Consider the following 22,740-nt stretch of genomic DNA (forward strand, 5'->3'; position numbering starts at 1 on the left):
CTTTCGGCATGCTATTTGAACTGGCTCGGATGCTTCTCGAAGAAATCGGTGCGCGGGGGCAGTTCGCGAATGCGATGGCGGCCCTCGGTGATCTCACCGGCGCTGCAGAGTTCCGCGTTGTCTTCGAAGTCGTAGTTCCAGCTGAAGAACTCGTCGAACTCGAAGCTCAAGTAGTCGCAGATCTTCTCGGTTCCCGCAGGCACGACCGGATGCATGAGCAGCGCGGCCACGCGAAGCAAAAAGAAGCAGTCCACGAGCACCTGGCGGCGCATCGCATACACCGCATCCGCGCTCGATGCGCCACCGACGGTGCCGTCAGGGTGGGAATCGAATTCCGACGCGCTCTCACAATGAACGGCATCCGTCGCTCCCGACGCTGCCGCAGCTTGCTCGACTTCGCGAATATGCTCGGTCCAGTACTTGTTCGACCAGCGGATGAACTCGTCCATGATCGACATGATGGCATGGAGCTCGGCTCGGTGCATCGTGTGATCGTAGGCGTTCAAAACCTCGTGCACCTTTTTGACTACGTCGTCCGATACGCTTCCGAGGGGCATGTAGCCCCCGAAGTGCTTTTGCGCTTCGTAGAAGCAGCTGCGCGCGAGGCGGTTGAACACGTTCGTGAGCAGTGCGCCCTCCTTGAGCACGGGATCGGCCACACGCGGATCATCGCGCTTCTTCTCGTCCTGCTCGAACGGCTTGGGCTTGAACCCGACCGATTTCTGATCGAGGCCGAGAGCGAGGAAGTGCGCCCGGAGCTGCTCGGGCGTGTAGTAGTCCAGCAGCTCATCTGCCGTCGGCGGCTTGACAGCGCCCGATGACGAAGCTTTTTTATCGCCGAACAGGATGTGGTAGTTCGCGATGAGGTTCGTCTGCCGAAGCGGATGCTCGGCAATGCCCGGCTGCAATATGTCGCCCGGCCTGATCGCCTCGAACAGCGCCGGTTGCGCTACACCGTAAAAATACAGGTTGTCCTGACCGATGAACTGGTAGACCTCTGCATCTTCCGAGCACCAGAAATCACGCCAGCTGCCGCGCGGCATGCCCATCTTGTCGTTGACCGCCATCGTGAACGACATCGGAGCCCACAGGCTTTCGGGCCAGCACCATACCGTAAGTCCCTCGATGCCCTCGAGAACCGGTGCCTTCACACCCCATTCGATATTGCCCGTGATGCGAAACGGCGTAAGCGTCTTTCCCATGCGGAAGCGAATGTTCGCACGGGCGAGGATCTCGCGAGCCTCGTCGCGTTCGTCGATGGTGGCAAACTCGATCTCGAAACTCTGCTTGCCCTTCCCTGCTTCCCGATACGAATGGACGGGAAGCGTCTCGGCAAGGGCGAGGTACTCGTCGTACGCCTCGTTTTTGATGTAGACCACCGGGGGCGCCAAAAACTCCTTCACCGTGTTGTATACGACGGGGCGCACCTCCGGGTCGGCTTCGAGTTCGGCGGTGCGCGCACGGAGGAACCCCGCGAACGCGGGCAGGTCGAAGTACCAGTTCTCGACGGGCCTCATCTCGGGCGTAACCCCGGTGACAGACGACTTCGGCGCGATGAGATCCTCGGGCGCGTACTGGTGCCCGAGGTCGCATTCGTCGGCGTAGGCATGTTCGCTCTTGCAGCCCTGTACGGGGCAGCGCCCCACCACCTGGCGGCCGTTCAGAAACGTCTCGGCCTCAGGGTCGTAGAACTGCAGCGTCGCGCGCTTGCGCAGATACCCGTTCTCGTAGAGCTTTTCGATGAACGCTTCCGAAATCTGCTGGTGCACCTCGCCCGAATGGCCCATGCCGCTGCCCTCGTAGATGGACAGGCTGATGTTGTAGGCATCGAGCGTTCTCTTCTGCGTCTCGTGGTTTTCTTCGACATACTCGGCAATCGTGCCGTCGAATTCCCCGGCTTCGACAAGCTTGCGGTACCCCTCGTTGATGGGCGAGCCGAAGCAGTCGGTACCCGATATGAACCGCACGTTCTCGGGCCCGATGCGGTCGCGCAGGAAACGCGCGTAGCAGTCGGCTGGCACGAACACGCCCGCTATATGGCCGAAATGCAGCGGTTTGTTGCCGTACGGCATACCCGCCGTCACGACGGCTCGTTTTGGCCAGTTCGGTTTATCGGATGCTGGCACCATCGTGTTCAAGCTCCTTCAGCGCGGCGGAAAGGTCGTCGGTCGAAGCCGAAGCTCCGAGGATGTCGAGCAAATCGAGCATATCGAGCGCCGAAGAGCTCTGCAGCTTGACGGTCGTGTACGAGGAGACGTTCGCAAGCTCCGCCGCCTTTTCCACCGCATCGTCGAGCGTGCCGATCTCATCGGCGAGCCCGTTCTCGACGGCGGTCATACCGGTGAACGTAAGACCGGTCGCGAGTGCGCGCACTTCCTCGACCGACATGCCACGACCCTCGGCGACCGTCTCGATGAACGTCTCGTTGATCTGATCGACCATATCCTGGTAGTAGGCGCGCTCTTCTTCGGTGAGCGCGCGATTGCCGTAACTCGAATCCTTGCTGTCGGCTGAGGTGATGTCCTCGATGCGGATACCGAGCTTCTCGTAGAGACCGGAAAGATCGGTGACCTGCATGGCGGTGCCGATCGAGCCGATCGAGGTAGTTTTCGCCGTGAAGATGTAATCGGCCTGCGACGATATCTCGTAGGCGGCGCTCGCGTTCATCGATGCGCTCGATACGACAACGGGCTTCGAGAACTCTTTAAGGTATTCAGTCATCTCCTCGCCCGCCGTTGCCACGCCACCGCCCGAGTTCACACGCAAAACGAGTGCCTTGACATGCGAATTCTCTTCGGCCTTGTCGAGCTGGGCTTTGAGGCCTTCAGGACTTGAGGTGGTGCCGTCGTATTGGATGGTGCCGTCGATGGCGATGATGGCGACCGCGTCGCCTGTCAGGTAATCGATATCGCTCACCGTCGACGACGAGAACGATGGGAAGGATCCCATCGAGGTGAACATGCTCGTGCACGACACCATACCGATGACGATGACGAGGAAGATGGCGAGCACGGCCACCAAACCGACAATCCACCCCTTGCCCTTCTTCGGGGGCTCGGGTGCGCAGTATGCAGGTTGACCCTGGTAATAGCCGTGCGGCTGGGGCTGTTGCTGAGGTTGGGGCTGTTGCTGGGGTTGCGGCTGCTGCCACGCCTGCTGCTGCCAGTTGCCTTGATCGGACATGTTGTCTCCTTATCGTCCGCTTCACCGTCGTGCCCTGAAACAGGGGAACCGTGTACGGTGCACACGGTTCCCATTATAGTAGCCGACGCGCAAAGCCATCGTTACAGAACCCTTACGGTCTCCATCATGCGGCTCACCTTCCGACCCGCCGCCTCATGCGGCTTCGGCGAAGCTCGTTCGCTTCGCTAAACCCGCTACCAGGGTGCGGTACTCGGCGAAGATAAACCGTGCGCCTTACAGCTCGATGGTATCGTCGGATTTGTTCATCTGCGCTTTCTTCGCCGTCCGCAATAAGAACTCCTGGTTCGTCGTGGTCTGCTTGAGCGATTTGATAAGCATGTCCATAGCGCGCTCGGTGTTGTTCATGTTCGCAAGAATACGGCGGACCGCCCAGATAAGCGGGGCCTCCTGCGGCTCGAGCAGCAGGTCCTCCTTACGCGTACCCGATGCGACCGGATCGATCGCCGGGAAGATGCGGCGGTCGGCGAGATTGCGGTCGAGCTTGAGTTCCAGATTGCCCGTGCCCTTGAATTCCTCGAAGATGACCTCGTCCATCTTCGAACCCGTATCGATGAGCGCGGATGCAAGGATGGTGAGGCTGCCACCGCCTTCGATGTTGCGGGCGGCACCGAGGAACCGCTTGGGCGGATAGAGCGCAGTCGAGTCGACGCCGCCCGAAAGGATGCGCCCACTCGCCGGCTGCGCAAGGTTGTACGCACGCGCAAGGCGCGTGAGCGAGTCGAGCAGGATCACCACGTCGGCACCGTCTTCGACAAGGCGCTTGGCGCGCTCGATGACGAGCTCCGACACCGCGATATGGTTCTCGCAGGGCATGTCGAACGTCGACGAGATGACCTCGCCTTTGATGGAGCGCTCCATATCGGTAACCTCTTCGGGACGCTCGTCCACAAGCAGGCACATGAGGTGCACTTCGGGGTTGTTCGCCGAGATGGAAGCCGCGATGTCTTTGAGCACGGTTGTCTTGCCGGCCTTCGGCGGAGATACGATGAGTCCGCGCTGGCCCTTGCCGATGGGCGCCGCCAAGTCGATAACGCGCGACGTGATGGTGTTCTTGCCGTGCTCCATCCACAAACGCTCGTCGGGATATACTGGCGTAAGATCGGCGAAGCGGACGCGCTTGCCGAGCTCGTCGAGGGATTTCCCGTTCACCGAGATGATCTTCTGAACGGCGGCGTACTTCTCGTTCTCGCGCGGCGGCCTGGTCTGACCCACCACGAAATCGCCCTTGCGAAGACCGTTGCGGCGGATGGTCGATAAGCCCACGTAGGCATCGGTTTCGCTCGGCAGATAGCCCTGCGTCCGCAAAAAGCCGTATCCGTCGGCAAGGATGTCAAGTACGCCTTTGACCTCGATGAAGCCTTCGGCTTTGACGCACGCTTCGTAGACTTTCTCGATGAGATCGGCCTTCAGGAGCCCCGTGTGGTCGAGCCCGAGCTCTTCGGCTTTCGCACGCAGTTCTGCGACTTTGAGCTTCTCGATATCTTCGCGCGTGGTCTGCGGCACGACAGGCTCGCGGTTCGAGCCTTGATGCTGGCGGCGCTGCTTGCGCTGGTTGGCGTTGTTGCCTTGCTGCTGGCGGTTGTTCTGCTTGTTGTTCTGCTTGTTCTTATTCTGATTCTGGTTCTGCTGCTTGCCGCTTTGCTGCTTGTTCTTGCTCTGGCCGTTTTGGCGCTGCTGGCTTGAACGCTCTTCGGACGATTTGTCGGCCTGCGGCGTTTCCGCCTTGCTTTCGGTCTGCTTTTCTGCCGCCTGCTTAGCCGCAGTGCCCTCCGCCTCTTGCTTCTCGGCGGTGCGGGAACGCGCGGTCCTGCGCGCTGCGGGGCGCTTGGTTTCTTCGGTTGCGCCCTCGGTTGGTGCGGCTTCTGCTTTCGGAGGCGCGGCGCTACCCGTTTCGACGACGACGCGCTTGGCACGCGGCTTGCGGACGGGCTTCTTCTCCTCGGTTTCGGGGGCCTTCGCTTCGGACGGTTTCGCCTCCGAACTCTCGGGGGCTTCAGCTGGTGCGGTTTTGCGGGCACGCGGCTTGCGGATGGGCTTCTTCTCCTCGGCAGGGGCGGCTGCCGCTTCTACCGTGCTTGTTTCGGTTTCACTCATGCGTTTTGAACTTTCTCCCAGTCTTTCATGAAGGCATCGAGGCCTCGATCGGTCAGCGGATGGGCCACCATCTTCTTCAACACGCCGAAGGGAACGGTGGCGATATCGGCGCCCATGAGCGCCGCTTGGGTAACGTGGTTGGCGCTGCGAATGGACGCCGCGATGATCTCGACCTGCTCGCCGTTAACGGTGTTGGGGGTGAAATCGTAGTTGTTGATGGCTGAAACGACGTTTTCGAGCTGGCTGAGGCCGTCGTCGGAAATGTCGTCGAAGCGCCCGACGAAGGGGCTGATGTAGCGGGCGCCCGCACGGGCAGCCAAGATGGCTTGCGGTACCGTGAAGCACAATGTCATGTTCACCGGGATGCCTTCGGCTGCAAGCGTGTGGGTGGCCGCTAAACCCTCAATCATCGTGGGCACCTTCACGACGACGTTCGGGGCGATGGCGGCGAGCTCGCGGCCATCGCGCACGATCTCGTCTCGCTCCATCGCGACGCTTTCGGCGGACACGGGCCCGTCGACGATATCGCAGATGCGCTTGATGTGGTTATGGAAATCGGAGAGCTTTCCCCCGATACGAGCGTACAACGAAGGGTTGGTGGTCACGCCCGCGAGAGCGCCCCAGCTTGCTGCCTCCTCAATCTCGCTCAGATCGGCGGTGTCCAAAAAGAATTTCACCCAGGTCCTCCTTTAATACAGGCCTCAAGATATACGACGCGACAAAGCGCGCATTTTCCAGAATGGGGTTGTTAGCTATGAGAATAGGCTATCTTTCAAAAAAGAAGTATAAAGAACTGCGACCATGGTAGCGTATGCGGTCTGCGGTTTCAAGAAAGTTTTTCGATACGTAACAGAAAGAACCCTGCACGACGCCATCGGGCGGAGGCGTTTCTTAGCCCAGATGGGCGCGCGGGGCGTAGCGTTTCGCCCCCATGGCGTCGGGGTGTACCACGCGGAAGCGCCAAGGCGCGCACGCACGTGCGGCGTGCGCGCCGAAACGGATTTACAGCGGGTACGGATGCGGGACGTGCTGGACCGACACCCAGTGCGTACGCGTCATCTCTTCGAGAATCCAATCGCCGTTGAAGCGGCCGAGACCCGAATTCTTCTCGCCGCCGAACGGGCAGTGCTGCTCGTCGGCCACGCTCATGTCGTTCACGTGCGTCATGCCCGCATCGATCTTGAGCGCAAACGCCACCCCGCGGGCCTCGTCCTTCGTGCACACGGCCGACGAAAGCCCGTAGCCCGACATGTTCGCAAGGCGCAGCGCCTCTTCCTCGTCGGCGGCCACGATGAGGGGCGCCAACGGGCCGAACGTCTCGTCGAGCGCAAGCGAGGATTCGGGATCGACGTCGGTGAACACGTACGGAGAGATGACACGACCCTCGATGGAACCTTCGAGCGCCATGGTCGCGCCTTGCGCCTGGGCCTTCTCGATCTTGGCACGCAGTCCATCGAGCTGCGTATCGTTGATGACCGGTCCGATGTTCGTGGCCGGATCGAGCGGATCTCCGCAAACGAGGCGCGATGCACGTGAGACGAACTGCTCGGTAAATTCCTCGGCGATGGACCGATCGACGATGATGCGGTTCGTGCTCATGCAAATCTGGCCTTGATGGAGGAACCGCCCCGCGATGGCGATGTCGACCGCCTGCTCGATGTCGGCGTCATCGAGCACCACAAGCGGGCAGTTGCCGCCAAGTTCGAGCGCGATCCGCTTCAGATGCGCGCCGTTCGTAGCAAGCGCGCCGATGCGCTTGCCCACCTCGGTCGACCCGGTGAAGCTCACCATCTTCGGTGTGGGATGTTCGACGAAGTAATCGCCGATCTCGCTTCCCCGCCCGGTCACAACCGATAGCAGGCCCGAGGGAAGTCCCGCCTCTTCATAGATCTTCGCAAGCAGCAGCCCGCCCGTGATAGGGGAATCGCTCGCGGGCTTGAGCACGACGGCGTTTCCGAGCGCAAGCGCCGGGGCCACGCTTCGGTTCGAAAGGTTCATCGGGAAGTTCCAGGGGCTGATGACCGCGATCACGCCGAGCGGTTCGCGGTAAACGCGGTTCTCTTTGCCGGGCGTGTCGGATGCGAGAATCTCGCCGTGCATCCGATACGGAAACGATGCCGCCTCGGCGGCGATGTTGCGAGCGGCGCCCACTTCGAATTCCGCCTTTGCGCGAATGCTGCCGGTTTCGAGCTGGCACCAGCGCACAAGCTCGTCGTGGCGCTCATCGAAGATGCGCACGACCCTGTCCATAAGCGCCGCACGCTCGGACGGAAGAGCGAGCGCCCACTCCTTCTGGGCATGCACGGCCGCAGCATACGCTTCGTCCACGTCGCCTTTATCGGCGAGCACGTGGGTGGCGAGCACCTCGTCGTTGTAGGGGTTGCGGTCGTGCAGGCTTTCGCCGCTTGCGCCGTCGCGCCACATTCCCGCGATGAACTGCTTGTCGAGTCCGGAATAAGGTTCGGGGGTTTGGCTCATGGGATCCTCCTGCGTCTCAGGAATCATGACAGATAGCCTGATTATACGGAGGATTGCCCCGCACAGCCTCGAAAGCCCGCCCCCGAGACGCAGGCGAGGGCAAACCGTAGGCGTTCGGTTACCCGACGTCTAGAGCGATCGGAAAAAACAGGTGCGCTCGCCGGTGTGGCACGCAGGCCCCGCAGGTTCCACGAGGGCGAGCAGCGTATCGGCATCGCAGTCGTAGCGCAACTCGACGAGCTTTTGGGTATTGCCGCTTGTGGCCCCCTTGTGCCAAAGCTCTTCGCGCGAGCGCGACCAGAACCACATGGTGCGTTCTTTCACCGTAAGGCAAAGGGCCTCGGCATTCATCCACGCCATCATGAGCACGTCTTTGGTCTTCGCATCCTGCACGATGCAGGGTATGAGTCCCGCCTCGTTGTACGCAAGTTCTATCTCGTCCATAGCAACCCTCCTGTTTGGAAGGCCCCCAAAACCAGCCGACCAGAGCGCCGAATGCGCTTGGCCGCCCGTTTACGGAGGCACCTAGCCGACGAACGGCTCTACTCAACGCCCAGGGCTTTCCGTTTCGGCTACAGCCTCACCGGGATGCCCTGGCTTGCCATGTATTCCTTGACCTGGCGGATCGTCAGCTCGCCGAAATGGAACACGCTTGCGGCGAGCACCGCATCGGCTTCGCCTTCGATGATGCCTTGGGCGAAATGCTCGATCGCGCCCACACCTCCCGACGCGATAACCGGTATATCGACCGCGCGGGCAACCGCACGCGTGAGCGCGCAGTCGAATCCGTCGCGGCTGCCGTCGCGGTCCATGCTCGTGAGCAGGATCTCCCCCGCGCCCCTGCGCGCCGCCTCGGCCGCCCAGTCGAGGACGTCGATGCCGGTAGCCTTGCGGCCGCCGTGCACGTACACCTCCCATTTGTTGGGATTGTCGGCCCGCTCTTTCGCATCGATGGCGCAGATGATCGCCTGCGTGCCGAAGGCTGCGGCGGCAGCGGTGATGATCGAGGGATCGGCGATGGCCGCCGAGTTGATGGAAACCTTGTCGGCGCCGGCGGCTATCATGGTGCGGATGTCGGCGACGCTTCTGAACCCGCCTCCCACGCAGTACGGCAGATGGAGCTCTTCGCTCGCCCTGCTTGCCAGATCGATCGTGGTCGCGCGGTCGTCGCTTGTGGCCGTGATATCGAGGAAGATCACCTCGTCGGCCTTCTGCTCGTCGTAGCGCTGCGCGAGCTCGATCGGATCGCCCGCATCGCGCAGGTTCACGAAGTTCACGCCTTTGACCACGCGGCCGTCTTTCACATCCATGCACGGTATTACGCGCTTCGTCAGCATGCGCACCCACCTCCGCACGGATTCTCGGATGCCAACGCCGCCTCGAAGGCCCTGGTTGCAGCTTCGCAGGCCGCCACCGCTTCGGCCACGTCGAGCGACCCTTCGTATACGGCACGCCCCGCGATCACGCCCTCGATGCTTCCCGCGACGCTGCCGAGCCGCACGATGTCGTCGAGGTTCGCAACGCCGCCCGAAGCGGTCACGGGATTGCCGAACACCTTCGCCATCGCCGCGTACGCCGTTTCGTCAATGCCCGTCTGCATGCCGTCGCGCGCGATATCGGTGTAGACGAGGTGCGAAAAACCCATCTCGGCAACCTGGGCCGCAAGCTCTTCGGCGGGAACGCCCGCGCCCTCGCGCCACCCCGACACGGCGACTTCGCCGCCTTTCGCATCGATGCCGGCAACGAGCAATCCCTTGTACCGCGCGATCGCCTTATCGGCGAAATCGGGGTCGGCCACAAGGCTCGTGCCGAGCACCACGCGCGAAACGCCTGCATCGTAGAGGCGCTGTATCGTATCGAGCGAGCGGATGCCGCCGCCGACCTCCACCTTAAGAAGCGTTTTCGCAAGGATGCGCTCGATGAGGGCGATGTTCTCGGGAACGCCCGACTTCGCGCCGTCGAGGTCGACCACGTGAAGCCACGTCGCCCCCGCCTCCTCGAAACGCTGCGCCTGATCGGCGGGATCGTCGTTGTACACGGTCACCTTCGCATAGTCGCCCTTCGCCAGGCGGACCGCGCGACCGTCGAGAATGTCGATTGCCGGTAGCAGATGCATCGGATCACCTACCTTTCGTTTCTGAAATTGCCCGATGGGGGCAGCAGCACTGGTGTATGGTTCGCCTCATGCCCTTACGCTCCCGTCGCACGCCGCGCGATCGCTGCGAAATTGCGCAGGAGCGCCGCACCCGCATCGGAGCTCTTCTCGGGATGGAACTGCACGCCGAACGCGGTGTCGCGGTAAGCGACAACGCTCGGAAAAGCGACCGAGTGCACCGTCGTCGCCACCGTGCAGGGCGTATCGGGCGCGATGTAGCTATGCGTGAAGTAGAAGTACTCGCCCGGCTCGATGCCCTCGAGCAGTGCTGTCGAGGCTTGAGCGTCGAACTCGATCGAGTTCCATCCCACATGCGGCACCTTGTAGGCTGCGCCTTCGGCATCGGTGCGCGGCATGCTTGTGGCCACCCCTGGCAACACGGCAAGCCCGCAAGCGTTTTCGGCCTCGTCGTTGTCGACATCGGTACCTTCGGTTCCCTCGTCGAACATGAGATGAAGCCCCAGGCAGATACCCAGAAACGGCACGCCGTGAGCGATCCGCTCACGGATGGCAGCGGCCTGCCCGAGCGCATGCATCGTATCCGCGGCATCCGCGAACGCCCCCACACCGGGCAGCACGATGGCATCGGCGCGGGCGATCTCTGCGGGATCGGCGGTCACGAATCCATCGGCGCCGACGTGCCTGAGTCCGCGCTCGACGCTCATGAGGTTGCCCTTGCAGTAGTCGACCACCGCGATACGCGGTGCGCGGGCCGATGCAGCGCCGACGTTTCCCGTTTCGGCTTTTGGGCCGTTCTGCCCGACCGTCACAGCGAGCCCTTTGTCGAAGGCAGTACGCCCGCTATACGCGGATTGATGCGTGTCGCGTCGCAGAGCGCGCGACCGCACGCCTTGAACGCCGCTTCGATGATGTGGTGCGAATTCTCGCCCGAAAGGCTTCTGATATGGAGCGTCACCCCCGCGTTCGTCGCAAGCGCGATCATGAACTCCTTCGCAAGCGTCGTATCGAACGTGCCGATGATCTCGATCGGCAGATCGACCGCGTAGTGCAGTTGCCCGCGCCCCGATAGGTCGCACGCGGCCAGCACGAGCGCCTCGTCCATGGGTACGTAGCTCGACCCGAACCGCACGATACCCCGCTTGTCGCCGAGCGCCTGGGCAAACGCGCCTCCGAGCACGATGCCCACGTCTTCGACCGTGTGGTGCGCATCGACTTCGATGTCGCCTCTCGCACGCACCGTGAGGTCGAACAGTCCATGGCGGCCGAACGCGTCGAGCATATGGTCGAAGAACGGCACCCCCGTATCGACATCGGTCACGCCCGTGCCGTCGAGGTTCAGCGTAAGCTCGATGTCGGTTTCCTTCGTCGCACGCGCAACCGTGGCGATGCGCGAGCCGCCTTCGGCGGCACAGTGTTCGGTCATGCCCTCCGCCTTTCTATGAGTATCTGCTTCAGTTCCATGAGGAAACGATCGTTCTCATCGGGCGATCCCACCGTTACGCGGAGGCAATCGGTAAGGTGCTCGGCGCCCGAAAAGTCGCGTACGAGAATGCCCCGGTCGTAGAGTCCCTGCCACACGGACGGTGCACCCTCTGCCCTGAAGAGAATGTAGTTCGCATCGGACGGGTACGCCTTGATTTCGGGAAGCTTGCTCAACTCGTCGACAAGGCGAGTGCGCTCTTCGATGATCGAGACGATGCCCCGCTCGAAGCTCGCACGGTTCTCGTACACCGCTTCTGCGATCGTTTGCGACACCGCGTCGACCGAATAGGGCTGGCGCACCTTGATGAACTGGGTGATCACATCAGCGTTACCGAGGATGTAGCCGAGCCGCACGCCCGCAAGCGAGAACGCCTTGGAGAACGTGCGGAGGATGACGAGGTTTCGGTGCTGGGCCAAATACGGTCTCATGGTCATGCGGGAAAACTCGAAGTACGCCTCGTCTACCATGACAAGCGCATCGGTCGCATCGAGCAGCTCGAGCAAGAACCCCTCGTCGGCGAGTTTCCCCGTGGGATTGTTCGGACTCGCCACGATGAGGTAGTCGATGTCGCCTTCGGCCACTCGGGTCAGCACGGCGTCCTCGTCAATCGTATAATCCTCTCGGCGCGCTACGTTCACGACGCGGGTTCCCGTCAGACGGGCGTTCTGCTCGTAGACCGAAAACGTCGGCGGCACGTTGAGAAACGTGCGATCCGGTCCGCCCCACGCAAGCGCGATGTTGAACAAAAGTTCGTCTCCCCCGTTGCCCACGAGCACGTTTTCGCGCTCGAGCCCGTTCGCTTCGGCTATCTTGTCACGCAGGCCGTTTGCGAGCGGATCGGGATAGCGGTTGAAGCTCATGGTCTTCAGACGGCGGTTTATTTCGGTGCGAACCTCCTTCGGCACATCGTGCGGGTTCTCGTTCGCCGAGAGCAGACACGTTGCCGGCAGGTACTTCGGATCGTAGGGCGAAAGCGCATCGAGGCGCTCACACGAGGGCCGTACGCTATTCATGCGGATCTTCGATTCCGTACAGGTTTCCGGTTTTCATGAGGTTGCAGCGAAGCTCGACGCTCTTGGCGTGAGCCCACAGGCCTTCGTGCTCGGCGATGGTCATGACGGCCGATGCGTCGTTGGCGAGCGCTGCCGACGAGTACTGGATGACGCTCGATTTTTTGACGAACTCGTCAACCGAAAGCGGCGAGGCATAGCGCGCGGTGCCCCCCGTGGGAAGCGTGTGGTTCGGACCCGCCACGTAGTCGCCGACCGCCTCGGGCGTCCAGGCGCCAAGGAAGATGGCGCCTGCGTTGCGAATCATTCCGAGCAGATCGAACGCGTGGTCCATGTGGATCTCGAGATGCTCGGGCGCGATCGTGTTGACGGCCTCCATGGCACTTGGAATATCGGGGCACACGACGATGAGGCCCTGATCGGCAAGCGACGCGCTCGTGATTTCGGCACGCGTCGTCGAGACCATGTGCTTTTCGATGGCAGCCTCGACGGCATCGGCATAGCTTTCGGAGAAGGTGACGAGATAGCAGCTCGCAAGCGGATCGTGTTCGGCCTGAGCCATGAGGTCGATGGCTACAAGCGCTGCTTCAGCCGTCTCGTCGGCGACTACGCACACCTCCGAGGGGCCGGCGATCATATCGATGCCCACATCGCCCGACACGACCTTCTTCGCCGCAGCAACGTACGCGTTGCCGGGACCGGTTATCTTGCACACCGGATCGATCGATTCGGTGCCGTAGGCGAGCGCGGCGATGGCCTGCGCGCCTCCGATCGCGTATATCTCGGTGACGCCCGCGATGCGGCACGCCTCGAGGATAGCCGGATCAAGCGAGCCGTCTTTCGCGGGCGGCGTGACGCACACGATGCGCTTCACGCCCGCCACTGCGGCAGGCAGCGCGTTCATGAGCACCGACGAGGGGTAGAGCGCACGCCCGCCGGGCACGTAGATGCCCACCGAATCGAGCGGCTCGATCTTGCTGCCGACAAGCGCCCCGTCCGCACGCACGCTAAACCAGCTCTGCTGGCGCTGCCGCTCGTGGAAATCGCGGATCTGGTCGGCTGCCTGGCGAAGCGCCTCGGCCGTCTTCTGGTCTACATGCACGATAGCTTCGTCGATGGCCTCATCCGCTACGCGAAATGTCTCGAGCGTGACGTCGTCGAACTTCTCGGTGTATTCGGATAAAGCCGCATCACCCCGCTCGCGTACGTCCTCGACGATCGAGGTAGCCGCGATGAGCGCCTCGGCGTTGAACGCGCCAGTACGGTTGAGGGAGCTTTCCTTGAACGTCTCCCCTGGCTGCAAGACTATCCTGCGCATGGTTCGTATCTCCTATCGGTTGAGGCCCTGGAGGGCTGCTGCTAATTCTACGATACGCGCGTCGGTGCGAAACGAGCATGTGTTGGCAAAGAAGCGGGCGGTCGAGTCGAGTACCTCATCGACGATGGCGAGGTTATTTTCCCGCAGCGTCGTGCCCGTCGCCGTAATGTCCACGATGCGCTCGGCCATGCCCGTGAGCGGCGCGAGTTCGATGTTGCCGTGCAGCTTCACGATTTCTACCTGCATGCCCGCTTTCGCATAATACGCGCTCGTGATGTTGGGGTACTTCGTTGCCACGCGGATGGAGCCGAGACGCCGGTAGTGCTCGTCCACCGAGGGACCAGCGCCCGCAGGCTCGGCAACCACGAAACGGCATGCACCAAAGGCAAGGTCCACGAGCTCGACCACGTCGGCATCGGCTTCAAGCAGCGAATCCTTGCCGCAGATGCCGCAATCCGCCGCGCCGAGAGCCACGAAAGCGGGTGCGTCGGTGGGCCGCACGATGATGTAGTCGACACCCTCGTTCGAGATGATGAGCTGACGGCCCGGATCTTCGAGACCGGCCGTATCGAGCCCCGCAGCCGAAAGCGCCGCGATGGCGTCGGCGTTGAGAGAGCCCTTGGGAACGGCAATGCGCAGGGGACGCTCGGGGAGCGCATCGAGGGGCACAGGTCCGGCGGAGGCGGCAGCCATCGCCTGTTCGAGAGAGAACGCGAATCCTGCTGCAGGGCGGCTCTGACCATAGGCTGCAAGCATGTTGTCGTAGCGCCCACCGCTTCCGAGCGGCGAACCGAGTCCGGGCGCGTACGCCTCCACCACGATTCCCGTGTAGTAATCGAACGAGCTCATGATCGAGAAATCGACAACGATGCTGCTTTCGAGTCCCGCTTCGACAAGCAGGTCGTAGGTCTTCTCGAACGCGTCGAGCCCGTCGACGCATCCGAGCGGCGAAACGAGCGAACGCACCTTGTCGATTGCGTCTTTCCCCCCGCGGATGCGCGGAAGCGACCGTATCGCAGCGGCGTAGGCGGCATCGACCGAACCGTCCGAACACAGTGTGTCGAGGTCCACGAAATTTGAGGCATGGTACGCCTGAAGGACGTCTTCTTTCCAGTCTGCCGCCGCCCCGCTTTGCTCGAGCAGCGCGCGCAGTACCCCGACCGTACCAATGGCTAGCTTGAACCCGACGATGCCGCACGTGTGTAACGCTTCGGCGAACAGCCCGACCATCTCCGCGTCGGCGGCGGGGCCTTCTTCTCCGATGTACTCGATGCCCATCTGGGTAAGCTCGCGCGCAACCGCCTGCATGCCCGATTCGGCCTCGCGAAACACGCGTTGCGTATAGCGAAACCGAAACGGCCCGGGCTGCCCTTTGAGCCGCGTTGCGCACATACGCGCAACTTGCAGCGTCACATCGGGGCGCATGGCCAGAAGATCGCCCTGCGAGTCGAAGAACTTGAACGGCGCTGCGGGCATGCGCCCGCCCGCCCGCATAACGTCCATGACTTCGAGCGTGGGGGTCTCGATGGGTTCAAAGCCCCGCTCGGCAAAACAAAGCTGGACGCTTCGCGTGAGCTCTTCACGCACGCGCGCCTCATCCGATAGCATATCCCTGAACCCTGCCGGGGTAACGAAATTCATAGGTCGGTCCTCTGCTTGCTCATTGCCGTTTTTGCGGCATCCATGGTAATTCTACTCGTAGCAGCCTCGGGGGTAACCCGTCGCCCGCATTCGGCACGAGGCCGTCACGAACGCTATCGTCGAACCGCCCGAACGCCGAACGAATCCATCCCGTTAAGCTTACTGTTGCTTCTTGTATTGCTTCTGCTCGATGTACTTTAGCACAGTAGAGTAATAAAGCAATATAGAATTTCGCGCGATCACGGTATCGACGAAAACCGATGCCCGCAAAATGCTCCGCAGCCCCACATACTCGCATTCTGCAGCCGTTTCGCCACAACCGACGGACCGCTGCTCGATGCATCGACGATAACGCATCCGCATTCGGAGTGGCCTTCTCATGTCGATGTCGCATAGCGCCTGATGGCGAGCTGGTGCATTAGTGTTCCGAGCGATATATCTCAATCCCTGTTTAACGGCGGTTCGCAAGTCCGGTGTCCGCCAAGGCCCGCTAAACGACCTTTTTCGGAGTTATTTTCTAAGCTGAAAAATTTCGAACAGGCTTTATTCGGTTTCTGCATGAATGAAATGTCGTTTAGCGGCGGTTGACGGACACCGTGCGAAACTCTGCTGTCGATCGACTCCGACCGTCCTGAAAAGGTGCCCTGTTGTTTCGTTCATCCCATAGAATTATACTTATTTAAGAATTATATCTGTGCGAACGATCGACAAAGGAGCACCATGGAGACCGAAGCCACGCAATACGATGAGATAGCAGAGCGCTTCTTCGCGCCCATCTACCCCGTAATCGCCGATGCGATCCTCGAGAGGACGCACGCACGAGAAGGAAGGCTTCTCGATCTCGGCTGCGGAAGCGGGCATCTCGGTTTTGCGCTTCTCGAAAAAGGAGCCTACGCGCACGCCGTCTTCGCTGACGCGAACCTCGAAGCGTTGGAAATCACGAAGCGGCGGGCCGCCGAGCGCGGATTCGCCAGCCTCATTGAAACGAGTGTCCAAGACGCATGCGCACTCGATCTGCCTAACGAGAGCTTCGACCTCATCGTTTCTCGCGGCAGCATGCCGTTTTGGGAAGATCAGCGCGCAGCGTTTCTCGGCATCTACCGCCTGCTTGCACCAGGCGGATGGGCGTATATCGGCGGCGGGCTCGGCACCAAGGACCTCGGCGAGAGCATCAAGACAAACATGGCAGAGGCACGGGCTGAAAACGGCGGCGAAGGGTCCCGATGTTTCGACAGAAGGCTCTCGAAAGCACTTGCCGATGAAGAGTACCGCATGCTTTTCAAGCACACGAATGCAATTCTCACCATCGTCAACAACGATGACGAAGGCCATTGGATCATCGTTGGGAAACCTGCGGCCGAGTAAGACGAAACAACCCCTTGCAGCTCAGCCCGTATCGCGTATACCGCTTCGTTACAAACCCAGCTGCATAGTAGCTTGCCACATGTTCCACGACATGTAGACGCAAAACGCCACGTAGATGGTCGCGATGATCTTCACCGCAACGTGCCAATCGCTCTTCCAGCAGATCACGATGCCGACAGGCCAGAATATCAGAAGGAAGAAAACGATCCAGAACGTCTGCTTGTACCATTTCTTCTCATTCGGGTCGCGCATCAGATCGTTGGCGTCTGCACGCTGGGCTTTGCGCTGCCAATCCCCTGCCCTGCGGTTCTCGTCGGTCATGTCGAACTCCTCCTGCGATCGATCTCATCAACGCTATCGTAGCGCGTATCGGGCGGGGCGCTCGAAGCGCCCCGGTTTCGTTGACTTCTCGTTATCTGCATGGGCAAGTGCCAGCTGCAACCTTCCGCACGTGCCTCCGCCTTACAAGCTCCTGCTGGAACCTTCCTGCGAACATCGGCCGGACACCGATACCCGAGCTTACCAGCTGAAGCCCGTTACCCGAAGTGTATCGGCTGAGCCCCGCTATCCGAGCTTCTTCGCCAAAAGCTCGTTGATGACCTTCGGGTTGCCCTGGCCGCGCATTTCTTTCATACACTGGCCGACGAAGAAGCCGATGAGCCCCGTTTTGCCGCCTCGGTATTGCTCGACCTTGTCGGGATTTTCGGCGAGCACTTTGTCCACGACCGCCTCGATGGCCCCCGTATCGGAAACCTGCTTCATGCCGCGCTCTTCCACGATGGCCGAAGGATCCTTGTCCTCGTCGAGGATGGCCGAAAACACCTCTTTGGCTTGCTTTGACGAGATCGTATCCTGGCTGAGAAGCTTCACGAGCTCGACGGCGCGCGCAGGCGAAAACGGCGTGTCGGCAAGATCGACGCCGTCGTTGGCGTTCAGGTACCCCGTCACGTCGTTGATGATGAGGTTCGCAAGCGGCTTGGCAAGCGCCTGGTTATCCGCACAAGCCATGCACGCCTCGAAGAAGTTCGAAGTGCTGCGGTGTTCGACGAGATGACGCGCGTCGTAAGCCGAAAGCCCGAACTCCGCTTCGTAGCGTTTGGCCCGAGCATCCGGCAGTTCGGGAAGCTTCGCGCGAACGCGGTCGATGAACTCGTCCGAGAGGTTGTAGGGCGCGAGATCGGGTTCGGGGAACAGGCGATAATCGTCCGCCGTCTCCTTCACGCGCATGACAATCGTGCGCTTGGCGGACGGATCCCAATGACGGGTTTCCTGGTAGATGATGCCGCCCTCTTCGAGCACCTCCGCCTGGCGGCAAATCTCGCAAGCGAGGCCGTCGTGAAGGTTCTTGAAACTGTTCATGTTCTTGAGCTCGGTCTTCGTGCCGAGGCCCGTCGAACCGCGGCGGCGCAGGCTCACGTTGCCGTCGCAGCGCAGACTTCCCTCCTCCATCGAGCAGTCGGAAATGCCGAGCGCAAGGTATATCTGGCGGAGCTTCTGCATGAACAGGCGCGCCTCTTCGGGCGTGCGCAGCTCAGGCTCGGTAACGAGCTCGATCAAAGGCGTTCCGCACCGATTGTAGTCGACGAGCGAGTGGGTAGCCCCCGCGATGCGCCCCTCCGAACCGCCGACGTGGTTCATCTTGCCAGCATCTTCTTCCATATGGATGCGCGTGATGCCCACATGCGCGCGGTAGCCCTCGGCCGTTTTCGTCACACCGCCCAGGCTCTCGCCCTCGCCGAGCCCATCCAGATCGATACGCTCTTTGGCGGCGGGCCCGTCGACTTCGAGATCGAGCCACCCGCGCATACAAAACGCGACCGGACCCTGGGTGGTCTGGAAGTTCTTCGACATGTCAGGATACATGTAGTTCTTGCGGTAGAACATCGAGCGCTTCTCGATGTCGCAGTTCGTAGCCAGACCCGCAAGCACGATCGATTCGATGGCCGCCTTGTTCGGCACCGGCAACGCTCCGGGAAGGCCGAGGCACACAGGGCAGGTATGGGTGTTCGGATCGGCCCCGTACTCGAGCTTGCATCCGCAGAACATCTTCGTTTCGAGCGTAGTCAGCTCGGCATGGACCTCAAGTCCGATCACGGCCTCCCAATCGCGCAGCACCTCTTCGAGCTTCTTCATTAGGCGCCTGCCTTTCCATCGGCGAAGGCGGGTGCGATATGCTCGATGTCGTAGCACGATTCGAGCGCCGCAGCCACACGGAACATGTTCTGGTCTTTGAACTGCGGGGCGATGAGCTGCACGCCCACGGGCAGCCCCGTTTCGGTGCCGAGGCCCACAGGCAGGCTCATGCCGCCGTTGCCCGCGATGTTGATCGAGATCGTGAACATATCGGACAAATACATCGAAGTCGGATCCGACACCTCACCGAACATGAACGCCGTACGCGGAGCCACCGGGGCGAGGATGCAATCGACCCGCTCGTAAGCGCGGGCGTAGTCTTCGGTGATGAGGGTGCGCACCTGCTGAGCGGGATAATAGTATGTGTCGTACACGCCTGCCGAGAGCAGGTAGCTCCCGAGCATGATGCGGCGGCGCGTTTCGGGGCCGAACCCGCCTGCGCGGCTCGCCTCGTACTGGCTGCCGAGATCGGCGTGGCCCGGATCGCAGTAGCCGTAGCGCACCGAATCGAAGCGGGCAAGGTTGGAAAACGCCTCGCACGGACCGAGCACGTAGTATGCGCTCATGGCTGCCTTCGCGTTCGGCAGCTCCACTTCCACAAGCTCGGCTCCGAGCTTTTCGAGGTTGGCTGCGGCCTCTTCGACCTTCGCCTTCACCTCGGGCTCAAGGCCCTCGGCCTCCATGAACGCCGGAACGATACCGATCTTCATGCCACGCACGCCCTCACCGAGGTTAGCGGTGAAATCGGTCGTGATGTCCTGGCTCGTGCAATCGCGCGGGTCGCGACCCGAGATGGCGTTCAAAGCGAACGCCGCGTCCTCGACGGTTTTGGCGAAGGGCCCAACCTGATCGAGCGACGAACCGAACGCCACCACCCCGTAGCGCGAGACCACGCCGTAGGTGGGCTTCACGGCAACGACGCCGCAGAAACTGCCTGGCTGGCGGATCGAGCCGCCGGTATCGCTGCCGAGCGTGACGGCGGCAAGGCCCGCGGCAACCGCCGCTGCGCTGCCGCCCGACGATCCGCCCGGAACGCGTGAGGTATCCCACGGGTTTCTCGTAGGACCGAAGGCGGACGTCTCGGTCGACGAGCCGAACGCAAACTCGTCCATGTTGAGCTTGCCGAGCGGAATGCCGCCGGCCGCGATGGTTTTCTCGACGCAGGTTGCCGTGTAGGGGGCCACATAGTTCTCGAGCATTCTCGACGAACAGGTGGTATGCGTGCCCTCTTGGTTCATGTTGTCTTTGAACGCCACCGGCACGCCCGCAAGCGGCCCGCACGCAGCGAGGTCGCCCGCAGCAATTGCCGCATCGAGTTTGGCAGCTTGCTCGAGGGCAAGCGCCTCGGTCGTTTCGAGAAACGCGTGAATCTGCGGATCGATCGCGCCGATGCGTGCGATGGATGCCTCAGCGATCTCGCGAGCAGAGAACTCCTTCACGGCCAATCCCTCGCGGATCGCCCGGACGCTCATCTCGGAATAGTTCGCAGCCATCAGCGATCGCCCCCCTCGCCGAGGATCGAGGGAATGAGGAAGCACCCATCCTGCTGTTTAGGCGCGTTTTCAAGCGCAGTCTCTTGCGTGAAGCTTTCCTGCTCCGCATCGTCGCGCATGATGTTGCTCAAATCGCCGATCGGGTGAAACGTCGGCTCGACGCCTTCCAGATCGTATTCGGTGATGGGCTTGAGGCTTTCGATGATGCCGTTGAGATCAACGGTCATCTGGGCAACCTCTTCTTCGGTGAGCCCGATACGCGTATAGACCGCGATATCGCGCACATCCTGTTCGGATACATGTTGGGACATTTGGCTTCCTTCGCTTTTCCCTTGTGGGTGCCTGAAAACGAATGGCAAAACATTCGCCGCCTATGATAGCAAACACCACGTTATCGAGGGAGCGCAAACAAGGGATACCGGTCGATTCTACGATACGGACGAACCGGAAGCATCCAACGTTTTGGGGTCATATACTCGTTTTGCGCGGCTATAGAAATCTTCCCTCGTATCAAAGAGGGAAAATACGATGGCACTCCTTTCGCTGGAATAGTAGTACCCCAGCCGATACGAGACCCCTTTATGCGAGAATCGGTAAACGACCAATCCCGCCAAATCACCGACTTTAGCCGTCCCGCAAGACGGATCCTCTCGAATCGAATCGATCGCAGCCGATATTATCTGTGCTAAATCTTTGCTCTTTATCTTCTTGAGATCTTTCCGCATTGCGGGACCGATGACGTAATCAAGCATAGTGAGCCTAACAGCCAAAAAGATCATCGAGGTCAGGATTGATTTCTCGTTCGTCCAGCGTATCCAAAATATGCTCGTGGTATGCGACGATGCCTTCGCGCAGTGCCTGTTTTTCGGCAGCCCACGCATCGACAAGCTCGTCTCCTTCGAGCCCTTGCGCGATAAGCTCTCTTAAGATGAGCGCATCGAACTCGTCGTTATCGGAAAGCTCGACGGGCTTGACGAGAATGCCCTCGTCGGTGAACACGATGGTGGCGTACTCGTTGAAGCCCCTGCTCTCCAACCATGCCTTCGGAATGCTCACCTGCCCCTTGCTCGAAATCTTTCGGACAAGCGGCTTGACGGCAGCGCCACGAGAGGATTCGCCTGAACGATCACCTTGGGCAGCCTCGTTTTCGGGAGCCTTTATCTTCGCGGTTTTTTCTGCTACCACACCCGCCATCGCTAACTCCTAGTGTATTGTTTACTTGTTTACTTGTTGAACAGTTTACCGTATAACAACGAAAATCGCAATTGCAGCGCATGATTTTCGCTACGCTTGCATCAACTTAGCAGCGAGAGCACCAAGGAGCAGGAAGCAACCCTTTGCTACCTCTTTGCACGAACGGCGACGGGTTGCTTGCTATAATGGTTCGGCAGCAGGGAGCCGCAACGTTACCCGATACCCGCACTCCGCAAGAAAGCAAATCATTGACCGCAGATAACACAGCAGACTTCCCCTATCGGCCCGTAGACGAACCGGGTGATGCCGCCACGCGCAAGCGCTACTGGGCGACAGCTATAGGCCTGCAGAAAGTCGATGGGCTCGAGCCGTCACGCTACCTGCTTTCCCTGGCTGAGCAAAACGCTTCAGGCGAACTCACGTTGCGAGAGACCGCCGAATACATCGCGTCGTATCACAGCAAAGAAGACACGGGCGATCCCGAGCGGCAAAATTCCCGTGAAGCCGACTTGGTAAGCCAGCGGATCGTCGAACTGCTCGCAAGCCGATCGTTTCTCTTCGACCCCGAAATGCTCAGCATCGTTCATGCGGCGCTGTTCAGGGATCTCGATTCCGAAGTTTACCGTCCCGGGCTCTACAAACGCGAAGCGCTCATGAAGCAGGAGGCCATCCTCAACGGCGATAGCGTCGTTTACGGCGACCCAGCCCTCATCGATCGCGCCCTCGCGCTTTTGTTCGAGCGGGAAGAAGGATCCGATTACGGATTCGAATTCGATCGCGAGCGGATTAACCGGTTCAGTTCGTTCATCGCGCATCTATGGCAGGTGCACCCGTTCGAGGAGGGCAACACGCGCACGGTGGCAGTGTTCGCCGAACTGTACCTCGGCCATCTTGGGTTCGACGTGACGAACAACCCCTTCGAGCATCATTCTAAGTATTTCCGCGACGCACTCGTGCGGGCAAACTACCGCAATGCCAAAGCGAAAATCAAACCTGAAATCGATTACCTTGCACTGTTTTTCGAAAACCTGTTGTGCGGTGCAACGCATACGCTCGACTCGACCGATCTCATAGTCGCGTCGCTTTTCGACGATCCGACGCTCCTTCGCAATGTCGATCCATCCCAAGCGCTGAACCGCTAACCCAATCTGATGTCGCCAGCAACATCGCGCCATTGCCCTGGTCGTTTGTCGAAACGCATGATGGATCTA

At 60.8% G+C, this 22,740-nt stretch carries 21 protein-coding genes; 2 read left to right on the forward strand and 19 right to left on the reverse strand.

Annotated features, from left to right (window positions below):
* Positions 1 to 11: 11 nt before the first annotated feature.
* The 13 genes from FJE54_RS14585 to hisZ all read right to left on the reverse strand — a co-directional run bounded on the left by FJE54_RS14585 (position 12) and on the right by hisZ (position 15,344).
* Entirely contained in the window at positions 12 to 2,129 is a 2,118-nt protein-coding gene (locus tag FJE54_RS14585) for a methionine--tRNA ligase (protein WP_139653519.1), read from the reverse strand.
* The gene (gene sppA, locus FJE54_RS14590; RefSeq protein WP_139653520.1) at positions 2,110 to 3,183 is read right to left on the reverse strand and encodes a signal peptide peptidase SppA; all 1,074 of its coding nucleotides are present in this window, start codon (positions 3,181 to 3,183) and stop codon (positions 2,110 to 2,112) included. Before sppA ends, FJE54_RS14585 begins: the two co-directional genes overlap by 20 nt.
* A gap of 234 nt (positions 3,184 to 3,417) precedes the next feature.
* Positions 3,418 to 5,298: a transcription termination factor Rho gene (gene rho / locus FJE54_RS14595; RefSeq protein WP_139653521.1), complete on the reverse strand. Its 1,881-nt coding sequence runs from the start codon at positions 5,296 to 5,298 to the stop codon at positions 3,418 to 3,420.
* A complete protein-coding gene (gene fsa / locus FJE54_RS14600) occupies positions 5,295 to 5,975 on the reverse strand; it encodes a fructose-6-phosphate aldolase (protein WP_139653522.1) in 681 nt (226 codons plus the stop codon). The genes rho and fsa overlap by 4 nt, the downstream gene beginning before the upstream one ends.
* Positions 5,976 to 6,300: 325 nt before the next feature.
* The gene (locus tag FJE54_RS14605) at positions 6,301 to 7,776 is read right to left on the reverse strand and encodes an aldehyde dehydrogenase family protein (protein WP_139653523.1); all 1,476 of its coding nucleotides are present in this window, start codon (positions 7,774 to 7,776) and stop codon (positions 6,301 to 6,303) included.
* Positions 7,777 to 7,905: 129 nt separating this feature from the next.
* Positions 7,906 to 8,220 carry a phosphoribosyl-AMP cyclohydrolase gene (gene hisI / locus FJE54_RS14610; RefSeq protein ID WP_139653524.1) on the reverse strand — a complete coding sequence of 105 codons (315 nt, stop codon included), beginning with the start codon at positions 8,218 to 8,220 and terminating at the stop codon, positions 7,906 to 7,908.
* A gap of 128 nt (positions 8,221 to 8,348) precedes the next feature.
* The gene (hisF, locus tag FJE54_RS14615) at positions 8,349 to 9,113 is read right to left on the reverse strand and encodes an imidazole glycerol phosphate synthase subunit HisF (protein ID WP_139653525.1); all 765 of its coding nucleotides are present in this window, start codon (positions 9,111 to 9,113) and stop codon (positions 8,349 to 8,351) included.
* Positions 9,107 to 9,892, reverse strand: coding sequence for a 1-(5-phosphoribosyl)-5-[(5-phosphoribosylamino)methylideneamino]imidazole-4-carboxamide isomerase (gene hisA, locus FJE54_RS14620; protein WP_139653526.1), 786 nt, complete (start codon positions 9,890 to 9,892; stop codon positions 9,107 to 9,109). Before hisA ends, hisF begins: the two co-directional genes overlap by 7 nt.
* A 74-nt stretch (positions 9,893 to 9,966) precedes the next feature.
* On the reverse strand, positions 9,967 to 10,701 hold the full coding sequence (hisH, locus tag FJE54_RS14625; protein WP_255467454.1) for an imidazole glycerol phosphate synthase subunit HisH: 735 nt from the start codon (positions 10,699 to 10,701) through the stop codon (positions 9,967 to 9,969).
* Positions 10,698 to 11,315 (reverse strand): imidazoleglycerol-phosphate dehydratase HisB, encoded by a 618-nt coding sequence (gene hisB, locus FJE54_RS14630; protein WP_139653527.1) that lies wholly within the window; start codon positions 11,313 to 11,315, stop codon positions 10,698 to 10,700. Before hisB ends, hisH begins: the two co-directional genes overlap by 4 nt.
* Positions 11,312 to 12,388, reverse strand: coding sequence for a histidinol-phosphate transaminase (gene hisC / locus FJE54_RS14635; RefSeq protein WP_139653528.1), 1,077 nt, complete (start codon positions 12,386 to 12,388; stop codon positions 11,312 to 11,314). The genes hisB and hisC overlap by 4 nt, the downstream gene beginning before the upstream one ends.
* Entirely contained in the window at positions 12,381 to 13,703 is a 1,323-nt protein-coding gene (gene hisD / locus FJE54_RS14640) for a histidinol dehydrogenase (protein ID WP_139653529.1), read from the reverse strand. Before hisD ends, hisC begins: the two co-directional genes overlap by 8 nt.
* A gap of 12 nt (positions 13,704 to 13,715) precedes the next feature.
* Positions 13,716 to 15,344: an ATP phosphoribosyltransferase regulatory subunit gene (hisZ, locus tag FJE54_RS14645; RefSeq protein ID WP_139653530.1), complete on the reverse strand. Its 1,629-nt coding sequence runs from the start codon at positions 15,342 to 15,344 to the stop codon at positions 13,716 to 13,718.
* Between the two features lie 720 nt (positions 15,345 to 16,064).
* Here hisZ and FJE54_RS14650 point away from each other — a divergent pair.
* On the forward strand, positions 16,065 to 16,709 hold the full coding sequence (locus FJE54_RS14650; RefSeq protein ID WP_139653531.1) for a class I SAM-dependent methyltransferase: 645 nt from the start codon (positions 16,065 to 16,067) through the stop codon (positions 16,707 to 16,709).
* A 48-nt stretch (positions 16,710 to 16,757) separates the two neighbouring features.
* Here the strand turns inward: FJE54_RS14650 and FJE54_RS14655 are convergent, their stop codons facing one another.
* The 6 genes from FJE54_RS14655 to FJE54_RS16090 form a co-directional block, all read right to left on the reverse strand.
* On the reverse strand, positions 16,758 to 17,030 hold the full coding sequence (locus FJE54_RS14655) for a holotricin-3 (protein WP_139653532.1): 273 nt from the start codon (positions 17,028 to 17,030) through the stop codon (positions 16,758 to 16,760).
* A gap of 243 nt (positions 17,031 to 17,273) precedes the next feature.
* Entirely contained in the window at positions 17,274 to 18,842 is a 1,569-nt protein-coding gene (gene gatB / locus FJE54_RS14660; protein ID WP_139653533.1) for an Asp-tRNA(Asn)/Glu-tRNA(Gln) amidotransferase subunit GatB, read from the reverse strand.
* Positions 18,842 to 20,335: an Asp-tRNA(Asn)/Glu-tRNA(Gln) amidotransferase subunit GatA gene (gatA, locus tag FJE54_RS14665; protein ID WP_139653534.1), complete on the reverse strand. Its 1,494-nt coding sequence runs from the start codon at positions 20,333 to 20,335 to the stop codon at positions 18,842 to 18,844. The genes gatB and gatA overlap by 1 nt, the downstream gene beginning before the upstream one ends.
* The gene (gene gatC, locus FJE54_RS14670) at positions 20,335 to 20,646 is read right to left on the reverse strand and encodes an Asp-tRNA(Asn)/Glu-tRNA(Gln) amidotransferase subunit GatC (RefSeq protein ID WP_139653535.1); all 312 of its coding nucleotides are present in this window, start codon (positions 20,644 to 20,646) and stop codon (positions 20,335 to 20,337) included. Before gatC ends, gatA begins: the two co-directional genes overlap by 1 nt.
* A 117-nt stretch (positions 20,647 to 20,763) precedes the next feature.
* Complete coding sequence (locus FJE54_RS16485) at positions 20,764 to 21,114, reverse strand: type II toxin-antitoxin system RelE/ParE family toxin (RefSeq protein ID WP_369406390.1); 351 nt, start codon at positions 21,112 to 21,114, stop codon at positions 20,764 to 20,766.
* Entirely contained in the window at positions 21,095 to 21,529 is a 435-nt protein-coding gene (locus FJE54_RS16090) for an AbrB/MazE/SpoVT family DNA-binding domain-containing protein (RefSeq protein ID WP_180326755.1), read from the reverse strand. Before FJE54_RS16090 ends, FJE54_RS16485 begins: the two co-directional genes overlap by 20 nt.
* A 248-nt stretch (positions 21,530 to 21,777) precedes the next feature.
* Between FJE54_RS16090 and FJE54_RS14680 the strand changes: the two genes are divergently transcribed.
* Entirely contained in the window at positions 21,778 to 22,671 is an 894-nt protein-coding gene (locus FJE54_RS14680) for a Fic family protein (RefSeq protein ID WP_139653537.1), read from the forward strand.
* The last annotated feature ends 69 nt before the right edge of the window (positions 22,672 to 22,740 follow it).

This window comes from Raoultibacter phocaeensis (assembly GCF_901411515.1).
GTDB lineage: Bacteria > Actinomycetota > Coriobacteriia > Coriobacteriales > Eggerthellaceae > Raoultibacter > Raoultibacter phocaeensis.

Excerpts from the sequence above, each read along its gene's own strand:
- FJE54_RS14585 (WP_139653519.1), bottom strand. The coding sequence starts at position 2,129 with ATGGTGCCAGCATCCGATAAACCGAACTGGCCAAAACGAGCCGTCGTG.
- sppA (WP_139653520.1), bottom strand. The coding sequence starts at position 3,183 with ATGTCCGATCAAGGCAACTGGCAGCAGCAGGCGTGGCAGCAGCCGCAA.
- rho (WP_139653521.1), bottom strand. The coding sequence starts at position 5,298 with ATGAGTGAAACCGAAACAAGCACGGTAGAAGCGGCAGCCGCCCCTGCC.
- FJE54_RS14605 (WP_139653523.1), bottom strand. The coding sequence starts at position 7,776 with ATGAGCCAAACCCCCGAACCTTATTCCGGACTCGACAAGCAGTTCATC.
- hisI (WP_139653524.1), bottom strand. The coding sequence starts at position 8,220 with ATGGACGAGATAGAACTTGCGTACAACGAGGCGGGACTCATACCCTGC.
- hisF (WP_139653525.1), bottom strand. The coding sequence starts at position 9,113 with ATGCTGACGAAGCGCGTAATACCGTGCATGGATGTGAAAGACGGCCGC.
- hisA (WP_139653526.1), bottom strand. The coding sequence starts at position 9,892 with ATGCATCTGCTACCGGCAATCGACATTCTCGACGGTCGCGCGGTCCGC.
- hisB (WP_139653527.1), bottom strand. The coding sequence starts at position 11,315 with ATGACCGAACACTGTGCCGCCGAAGGCGGCTCGCGCATCGCCACGGTT.
- hisC (WP_139653528.1), bottom strand. The coding sequence starts at position 12,388 with ATGAATAGCGTACGGCCCTCGTGTGAGCGCCTCGATGCGCTTTCGCCC.
- hisD (WP_139653529.1), bottom strand. The coding sequence starts at position 13,703 with ATGCGCAGGATAGTCTTGCAGCCAGGGGAGACGTTCAAGGAAAGCTCC.
- hisZ (WP_139653530.1), bottom strand. The coding sequence starts at position 15,344 with ATGAATTTCGTTACCCCGGCAGGGTTCAGGGATATGCTATCGGATGAG.
- FJE54_RS14650 (WP_139653531.1), top strand. The coding sequence starts at position 16,065 with ATGGAGACCGAAGCCACGCAATACGATGAGATAGCAGAGCGCTTCTTC.
- FJE54_RS14655 (WP_139653532.1), bottom strand. The coding sequence starts at position 17,030 with ATGACCGACGAGAACCGCAGGGCAGGGGATTGGCAGCGCAAAGCCCAG.
- gatB (WP_139653533.1), bottom strand. The coding sequence starts at position 18,842 with ATGAAGAAGCTCGAAGAGGTGCTGCGCGATTGGGAGGCCGTGATCGGA.
- gatA (WP_139653534.1), bottom strand. The coding sequence starts at position 20,335 with ATGGCTGCGAACTATTCCGAGATGAGCGTCCGGGCGATCCGCGAGGGA.
- gatC (WP_139653535.1), bottom strand. The coding sequence starts at position 20,646 with ATGTCCCAACATGTATCCGAACAGGATGTGCGCGATATCGCGGTCTAT.
- FJE54_RS16485 (WP_369406390.1), bottom strand. The coding sequence starts at position 21,114 with ATGATCTTTTTGGCTGTTAGGCTCACTATGCTTGATTACGTCATCGGT.
- FJE54_RS16090 (WP_180326755.1), bottom strand. The coding sequence starts at position 21,529 with ATGGCGGGTGTGGTAGCAGAAAAAACCGCGAAGATAAAGGCTCCCGAA.